Source organism: Streptomyces murinus (genome assembly GCF_002154555.1).
Classification (GTDB): domain Bacteria; phylum Actinomycetota; class Actinomycetes; order Streptomycetales; family Streptomycetaceae; genus Streptomyces; species Streptomyces murinus.
Genome location: NZ_MUNF01000276.1, coordinates 1 through 7780, shown reverse-complemented (window position 1 = coordinate 7780; position 7780 = coordinate 1). Strand labels below are relative to the sequence as shown.

Here is a 7780-nt window from a genome sequence, read left to right as displayed (position 1 = left end):
TCACTGCACTTCATCCGGCCGGTGAGCGCGAGCAGCAGACACGTACGGCCGGATGAAGTGCAGTGAGGGAGTAGCCACCGTCGGCGGATCCACACTTCCCCGGCACCTGGCGGCCGTGCGCCGCTTCAGCGCGCTCGCCGAAGTGGCCGGGGTGACGGATCTGGAACCCGCCCTGACCGTCGGCGAACACCTGCGCGAACGCGCCCTGCTCCAGCACCGGTTCGGCGACTCCCTGCGCGAGCTGCTGCACCCGCGGGCCGGCCGCTCGCACGAGGCGCGGCTGCGCGTGGACGAGGCGCTCGCCGCGGCCGGGCTCGACCTGGAGACGCTGCCCAAGGGCTCCCGGACGGCCGTACGCGACCTGGAGCGGGTGCAGGAGCTGCGCCTGTCCGTCGCCCTCGCGCTCATCGGCAGGCCCCGGCTGCTGGGCGTGGACGACCTCGACACCAAGCTGTCGGAGGCCGAACGCGCCGAGGTGTGGGGCCTGTTGCGCTCCCTGGCGGGCGCGGGCACCACGGTCCTGGCGGTGTGCCGTACCGCCCCCGAGGGCTGCGTCACCGTGTCCACGGTCCGTACCGGCGAGGACGCCCCGAACCCGCGGGCCGAGAGCCGTACCGAGGAGGACATCGATGCGCTCGCCTAGGCTCGCCGCCCTCGAACTGCGGCGCTTCGGACGCGGCAGGCTCCCGCGCGCCGCCCTCGTCGCCCTGCTCGTGCTGCCGCTGCTCTACGGCGGCCTGTACCTGTGGTCCTTCTGGAACCCGTACGGCCGCCTGGACCGCATCCCCGTGGCGCTGGTCAACGACGACAAGGGCGCCACGGCCGGCGGCAAGCAGATCACCGCGGGCGACGACCTCGTGTCGGGGCTGCGCGAAAGCAAGACCTTCGACTGGCACGAGGTCGACGACGCCGAGGCCCGCAGGGGCGTGGAGAACGGCACGTACTACCTGTCGCTCACCATGCCGACGGACTTCAGCGAGCGCATCGCCTCCAGTTCCGGCGACGACCCGGAGACCGGCGCCCTCCAGGTGCGTACCAACGACGCGAACAACTACATCGTCGGGCAGATATCCCGCACGGTCTTCAACGAGGTGCGCTCGGCCGCGTCCAGCAAGGCGTCGCGGTCCTTCCTGGACAAGATCTTCATCTCGTTCTCCGGCATCCACGACAAGACGGTCACGGCCGCCAAGGGCGCCGACAAGCTGAACACCGGCCTGGGGAAGGCCGAGAAGGGGTCCAAGGACCTCGCCGACGGGCTCGTGGACGCCAAGAGCGGCAGCGGAAAACTCGCCAAGGGCATCAAGAAGCTGCACACCGGCTCCGGAGACCTCCAGGAGGGCTCCCGGCAGGTCGCCGACGGCACCCAGGCGCTCGCCGACAAGGTGGACGGCGTCTACGCCCAGGCGGGCCCGTTCCTGAAGGACAACGAGAAGACCATCGGGGACACCGCCGGCCTGGTCGCCGACTCGGCCAAGACGGTCCAGGACAACCTCGACGTCCTGGTGAAACACGCGCCCCAGGCCGCGAAGGCCGCGCAGCTGTCCGCCACCGTCCTCGCGGACGTCTACAAGGACCGCTGCGAGAGCGCCACCGTCCCCGACCCGGCCTGCCCGCAGCTCCAGAAGGCGAAGCAGGCCGCCGCGGACGTGTCCGGCGTCGCCGACGACCTGAACACCCTGATCGCCGACCAGAACGGCGACCTGACGACCATGCGGAACAACCTGGGCACCCTCCAGAAGCAGGCGACCGCCCTCCAGAAGAGCGCGCCCCACCTCTCCGAGGACGTCAGCGACGCCGTCAAGAAGATCGACAAGCTGAACGCCGGCGCGCAGCAGGTCGCCGCCGGCGCCAAGAAGCTGCACACCGGGCTGACCACCGCCGACACGGGCGCCACCACCCTGGACGCGGGCATCGGCACCGCCAAGACCGGCGCCCAGACCCTGGACGGCGGCCTGTACAAGCTGACCGACGGCTCCGGGAAGCTCGCCGGCGGGCTGCACGACGGCGCCAAGAAGATCCCCGACTACGACAAGCACGACCGCGACCGGCGCACCGGCGTCATGGCCGACCCGGTCCAGCTGGCCTCCCACGATCTGCACCAGGCGCCCAACTACGGCACCGGGTTCGCCCCGTACTTCATCCCGCTGTCCCTGTGGGTGGGCGCGATGGTGGCCTACATGCTGATCGCACCGCTCAACCGGCGTGCCCTGGCGGCCGGTTCACCGGCGTGGCGGATCGCGCTCGCCGGCTGGCTGCCGGTGGTCGCGCTGGGCGTCCTCCAGGTGGGCGCGCTGATGGCCGTACTGCACTGGGCGATCGGGCTCCAGATGCTCCGGGCGGCCGGCACCATCGGATTCCTGTTCCTGGTCACCGCGTGCTTCGCGGCGATCGTGCAGTGGCTCAACGCCCGCTTCGGCGCGGCCGGCCGGATCCTGGTCCTCGCCCTGCTGATGCTCCAGCTGACCTCGGCGGGCGGCACCTATCCGGTGCAGACCAGTCCGGGCTTCTTCAACGCCATCCACCCGTACCTGCCGATGAGTTACGTCGTGTCGGCGCTGCGCCGGCTGATCACCGGCGGTGGACTCGGGCCGGTGTGGCAGGCGTGCGCGGTACTGACCGCGTTCACCGTGGGCGCCCTCGCGCTGACCGCGCTCGCGGCCCGCAAGCGGCAGGTGTGGACGCTGGACCGGCTGCACCCGGAGCTGAGCCTGTGAGCCCCGGACCGGCCCGGCCGGCCCGGGTACCTGTGAGAATCGGTGCCATGGAAAGCAGCAGCGCCAGGTCCGGCGGCAGCACGCGCCGGGAGGCGACCCGGCAGAAGCTCTACGAGGCGGCCGTCACGCTCATCGCCGAGCAGGGCTTCTCCGCGACCACCGTGGACGAGATCGCCGAGCGGGCGGGGGTCGCCAAGGGCACCGTCTACTACAACTTCGCGAGCAAGTCGGTCCTCTTCGAGGAGCTGCTGCGGCACGGGGTCAGCCTGCTCACCGCCTCCCTGAAGGAGGCCGCGGAACAGACCGCGCACGAGGGCGGCAACAGGGTGGACGCGCTGGACGCGATGGTCCGCGCCGGGCTGGTCTTCATCGACCGCTACCCGGCCTTCACCCAGCTGTACGTGGCCGAGCTGTGGCGCACCAACCGGGCCTGGCAGTCCACGCTGATGGTGGTGCGCCAGGAGGCCGTCGCCGTGGTCGAGGGCGTGCTGCGCGAGGGCGTGGCGGGCGGCGAGTTCAGCGAGGAGATCGACGTCCAGCTGACGGCGGCGGCGCTGGTCGGCATGGTCCTGGTGGCCGCGCTCGACTGGAAGTCCTTCCAGCCGCAGCGCTCCCTGGACGATGTGCACGCGGCCCTGTCCCGGCTGCTCCAGGGCCGGGTCAGCGGCAGGGTCTGAGCCACCGGGGCGGCGGCGCGCCCGAACGGCACACGGAAGGCGCCGGTCCACTGCTGGACCGGCGCCTTCGCGCTCCCCCGTACTCCCCCGTACTCCCCCGTACTCCCCCTGGGTCACGGCCAGGCGGCGGGCACCGTTCCGCCGCCCCGTGCCGGCGGTACCGGGCCGCGCCCCCTTGCCGAGCTCCACTCTTCCGTGCCGGGCCCCTGCGGCCCATCCGTGCGCCTACTCATCCGGCGGCCTAGGTACGGATACTCAGACCTGCGCGCACCTGCCCAGGACGGGCGCCCCCGGGCCTCGCTACGATCGCCTGCGTGTCCGTACTCCCGCTCGTCTTCACCAGTGGCTGGGCCAGCGGCATCAACGCCTACGCGGTGGTGCTCCTGCTCGGCCTGTTCGGCGTGACCGGGGTGAGCGACGACGTCCCCGGGGCCCTCCAGCGGCCCGAGGTGCTGATCATCGCGGGCGTGCTGTTCCTGTGCGAGGCGGCGGCCGACAAGGTGCCCTACGTCGACTCGATATGGGACTCCGTGCACACCGTGATCCGGCCCGCGGCCGGCGCCTGGGTGGGCGCGCTGCTCGCCGGGCACAGCGGTTCGTACCCGGAGGTGGCGGCCGCGCTGATCGGCGGTTCGACGGCGCTGGCCAGCCACTCGGTCAAGGCCGGGACCCGGATGGCGGTCAACGCCTCGCCGGAGCCGTTCAGCAATATCGCGCTGAGCATCGGTGAGGATCTGGGCGTCGGCGCGCTGGTCTCCTTCGCGATATTCCATCCGCAGGCGGCGGCGATCATCGCGGCGGTGCTGCTGGTCGCGGGGCTGGCCGCGCTGTTCTTCCTGGTCTCCCGCATCCGGCGCTTCCTGCGCCGCCGCGCCCAGCGCCGCGAGGAGCGCCGACTGGCCTCACGGGTGCCCTGAGCCTGGCCTCACGGGTGCCCGAGTCGGCCTCACAGGTGCCCTGGAGCTGCCCTGAGCTGCGCGGAGCCCGCCCCGAGATCGCGTTGTCAGTGGTGGTCGCTAGAGTCGCAGACATGGCACGGATCGCGGTGATGGGCGCCGGTACGGGCGCGATGGCGGCCGCCGCCCGGCTGGCCGTCGCGGGCCACCGGGTGGTGGTGTACGAGCGCACGGACACCTACGGCGGCGGGGTGCGCCGCTTCGAGCGGGACGGATTCGGCTTCGACACCGGCCCGGGGCTGCTGACGCTGCCCGCCGTCTACCGCGATCTGTTCGTCAAGACCGGCAAGGAGCCGCTGGAGGCCCGTGTCGAGCTGGTCCAGGTCGACCCGTCCGCGCGGCACCTCTTCGCGGACGGCACCGAGGCCGCCCTGCCGAACGCCTCGCGCGCGGGCGTCGTCGCGGCGCTGGACGAAGCGCTGGGCGGCGGCGCGGGCGGGCGCTGGGGCGACTTCCTGGTGCGGGCCCGCGAGGCCTGGGACCGCACCCGCCGGCCGCTGCTGGAGGAGCCCCTGTGGCCCGACTGGCAGGTGCTGAGGGACAAGGAGCCGTATCCGGCGGTCCCGCACAAGCGGCTGCTGCGCACCCGGCGGGCGAGCACCCTGGCCGAGATCGGCGCCTGGGAGCTGCGCGACCCCCGGCTGACAGCCCTGCTCGCCGGGTACGCCCTGGCCCACGGCGTCGATCCGGCCACCGCCCCGGCGAGCGCGGCCGTGCTGCCGTACATGGAGCATGCCTTCGGCACCTGGTATGTGCGCGGCGGGATCCGGGAGTTGGCGCGCGCGGTGTACGAGCGCTGCCTGGCCCGGCGGGTGGAGTTCGTCTTCGGCGCCGAGATCACCCGGATTCTGGTCGAGGACGGCCGGGCGGCCGGGGTGGAGCTGGCCGACGGGACCGTGGCCGAGGCGGACTTCGTGGTCGGGGCGGAGCCCTGGCGGCTGGGCGGCCTGGTGGCGGGGACGCCGTACGGACCGGGGGCCCTCGCGCCGGAGCCCGAGGACCGGTTCCCGGGGCGGATGGTGGTCTGCCTGGCCCTGCGCGGCGCCCGCGAGCCCGGTGCCGCGCATCGCACGGTGGTGCACTCGGCCGACCCCGAGGGCGAACTGGACCTGTTCCGGCACGGCACCCCGCCGGGCCTGCCGACGGTCCGCGTCGACCGGCCTGACGACCCGGCGCTGCGCCCCGACGACACGCACGAGTCGATGGTGCTGACGGCTACGGTCCCGGCGGCGACACGGTACGACTGGGGCGCGCCGGGTGTCGCCGACGCGTTCGCCGAGCGCATGATCACCGCCGCCGAGCGCGCGGTTCCCGGGCTGCGGGAGCGGATCCTGTGGCGCGAGGTGCGCACCCCCCTGGACACCGCCCGGGAGACGGGCGCCACCGGAGGCGCGGTCCCGCCGCCCGCGCTGGCCGCGCCGCAAGGCGCGCTGCACCCGGCCAACACCACGGCGATACCAGGCCTGTTCGCGGTCGGCGGCTGGTCCCACCCGGGCGGCGGGCTGCCGCACGCGGGCATGTCGGGCGCGCTGGTGTCCGGGCTGATCGTGGAGGGTCCGGACTTCCGGGGCTCGCAGTGACCCACACGTGAGCCGGGCCCCGACCGGGGGCCCGAGCCTCACCCGGGACCCGAGCCTCACCCGGAGCCCGGGCCTCACCCCGGTCGGTGTCCGTGTCTCAGTAGCGGTACTGCTGCTCGTCGTACCCGGCGCCCGGCTGCTGCTGGCCATGGCCCTGGTAGGGGTACGGCTGCTCCTGCGGGAGTTCGCCGCCCTGGCCCTCGTCGGTACGCTGCTGCGGCACCCACACCCCGCCGGCCGGGGTCTCCCCGTAACCGCCGGTGGCGTACGGGTCCTGGGGGTAGCCCTGCTGGCCGTACTGCTGGGCGTAGCCGGGGTCGTAGCCGTCGCCGGGGTAGGACTGGCTGCCGATGTAGGGGTCCGAGTAGTTGGCGTAGCCCTGCTGGGAGGTGGCGTCGTAGCCGTAGCCCTGTTGCTGTCCGTAACCGGAGTAGTCGTAGGACTGCCCCTGCTGCTGGGCGGCGTGGGTGGCGGTGTCGCCGTAGACGCCGTAGTTGCCGGTGTCGTCGGGCAGGGGCAGCGGCTCGTAGACGGAGACGGGCTCGGCGGACGGGGGACGCGCGGGCGAGAAGACGTCGTCGCGGTCGTAGTCGTCGTACGCGTCCGGGACGGAGCCGTCCTGGGCGTAGGAGTCCTGGGCGTAGGAGTCCTGGGCGTAGGAGTCCTGACCGGGGGCCAGGTCGTCGTCCGCGCCGGTGGCGGCGGGCGCGGGGGCCTCCGCAGGCTGGGCCTTGCGGTCGCCGCGGCCGCGGCGGCGCTTGCTGCCGCCGGACTCCGCGGCGTCGGCCTCGGGCCGCCGGACCGCCCAACCGGCCACGAAGCCGCGGCGGAAGGAGAGCGTGACAAGGGTCTGCCCGATGGCGAAGGCGATCGCGCCCGCCCCAATCACGAGGACGGACGGCATCAGGACGCCGACCACCACCCCGAGGAAGCCCGTGAAGGCGAGCAGCCGCCAGCGCAGACGCGCCTTGTACTGCAACAGCACCTCGCCGAGCAACCACAGCGCGACGCCGCCGAATGCGATGTAGAGGACCGTCCAGCCCATGTACGCCCCTCTCCCAGTGGCCGTTACGCAGTGTGTCTCAACACCACGCGGCAGGTCTAGGCCTGCGGGGGGTGGTGCAGGCCCAGGTTCTCGTAGATCTCCAGGGTCGCCGTGGAGCTGTTGAGCGTGATGAAGTGCAGTCCGGGCACGCCTTCGGACAGCAGTCGCGCGCAGAACTCCGTGGCGAAGTCGATACCGATGGAGCGTACAGCCGCCGGATCGTCCTTCGCCGCGAGGATCCGCTCTTTCAGGGCGTCCGGGAACTGAGCGTTGCTGAGCTTGGGCAGCCGCTCCAGCATGCGCACGCTGGTGACCGGCAGGATCTCCGGGATGACCGGGGTGTCGCAACCCGCCTCCACCACCCGGTCGCGCAGCCGCAGATAGGACTCGGGCTGGAAGAACATCTGGGTGATGGCGTAGTCGGCACCCGCGCGGCACTTGTCCACGAAGTGGGCGACATCGGTGTCCCAGTCCGCGGAGCGGGGGTGCATCTCCGGGAAGGCGGCGACGCCCACGCAGAAGTCGCCCGACTCCTTGATGAGGCGCACCAGTTCGGCCGCGTAGGTCAGGCCCTTGGGGTGCGCCACCCACGCGCCCATGGGGTCGCCGGGCGGGTCGCCGCGCACGGCGAGCATGTTGCGGATCCCGGCGTCGGCGTACTGGCCGATGATGTTGCGCAGTTCGGCGATGGAGTGGTCGACCGCGGTGAGGTGGGCGACCGGGGTCAGCGTGGTGTCGGCGACGATCTGCTGCGTCTCCTTGACGGTGCCCGCGCGGGTCGAACCGCCGGCGCCGTAGGTCACGGAGA

At 72.7% G+C, this 7780-nt stretch carries 6 protein-coding genes and 1 pseudogene; 5 read left to right on the top strand and 2 right to left on the bottom strand.

Annotated elements, in window-relative coordinates:
• Window positions 1–46 precede the first annotated feature (46 nt).
• The 5 genes and pseudogenes from CCN72_RS17920 to CCN72_RS17900 all read left to right on the top strand — a co-directional run.
• Window positions 47–643 (top strand): annotated as a pseudogene (locus CCN72_RS17920) (P-loop NTPase family protein); the annotation flags it as partial.
• Entirely contained in the window at window positions 630–2714 is a 2085-nt protein-coding gene (locus CCN72_RS17915; RefSeq protein WP_086808393.1) for a YhgE/Pip domain-containing protein, read from the top strand. The pseudogene CCN72_RS17920 and the gene CCN72_RS17915, both read left to right, overlap by 14 nt.
• 47 nt (window positions 2715–2761) lie before the next feature.
• Window positions 2762–3391 (top strand): TetR/AcrR family transcriptional regulator, encoded by a 630-nt coding sequence (locus tag CCN72_RS17910; protein ID WP_086808392.1) that lies wholly within the window; start codon window positions 2762–2764, stop codon window positions 3389–3391.
• Between the two features lie 314 nt (window positions 3392–3705).
• On the top strand, window positions 3706–4308 hold the full coding sequence (locus tag CCN72_RS17905) for a DUF4126 domain-containing protein (protein WP_086808391.1): 603 nt from the start codon (window positions 3706–3708) through the stop codon (window positions 4306–4308).
• 113 nt (window positions 4309–4421) lie between these two features.
• Complete coding sequence (locus tag CCN72_RS17900; protein WP_167408687.1) at window positions 4422–5927, top strand: phytoene desaturase family protein; 1506 nt, start codon at window positions 4422–4424, stop codon at window positions 5925–5927.
• A 97-nt stretch (window positions 5928–6024) separates the two neighbouring features.
• Here CCN72_RS17900 and CCN72_RS17895 read toward each other — a convergent pair whose 3' ends face one another.
• Both CCN72_RS17895 and CCN72_RS17890 read right to left on the bottom strand, forming a co-directional pair.
• The gene (locus CCN72_RS17895) at window positions 6025–6972 is read right to left on the bottom strand and encodes an SCO2102 family sporulation regulator (RefSeq protein ID WP_086808390.1); all 948 of its coding nucleotides are present in this window, start codon (window positions 6970–6972) and stop codon (window positions 6025–6027) included.
• A 56-nt stretch (window positions 6973–7028) separates the two neighbouring features.
• The coding region (locus CCN72_RS17890; protein WP_086808389.1) for a methylenetetrahydrofolate reductase at window positions 7029–7780 on the bottom strand (752 nt) is incomplete at its 5' end.

What these genes read in the sequence shown, in the direction of transcription:
- CCN72_RS17900 (WP_167408687.1), top strand. Translation starts at nt 4,422, where the DNA reads ATGGCACGGATCGCGGTGATGGGCGCCGGTACGGGCGCGATGGCGGCC.
- CCN72_RS17910 (WP_086808392.1), top strand. Translation starts at nt 2,762, where the DNA reads ATGGAAAGCAGCAGCGCCAGGTCCGGCGGCAGCACGCGCCGGGAGGCG.
- CCN72_RS17895 (WP_086808390.1), bottom strand. Translation starts at nt 6,972, where the DNA reads ATGGGCTGGACGGTCCTCTACATCGCATTCGGCGGCGTCGCGCTGTGG.
- CCN72_RS17915 (WP_086808393.1), top strand. Translation starts at nt 630, where the DNA reads ATGCGCTCGCCTAGGCTCGCCGCCCTCGAACTGCGGCGCTTCGGACGC.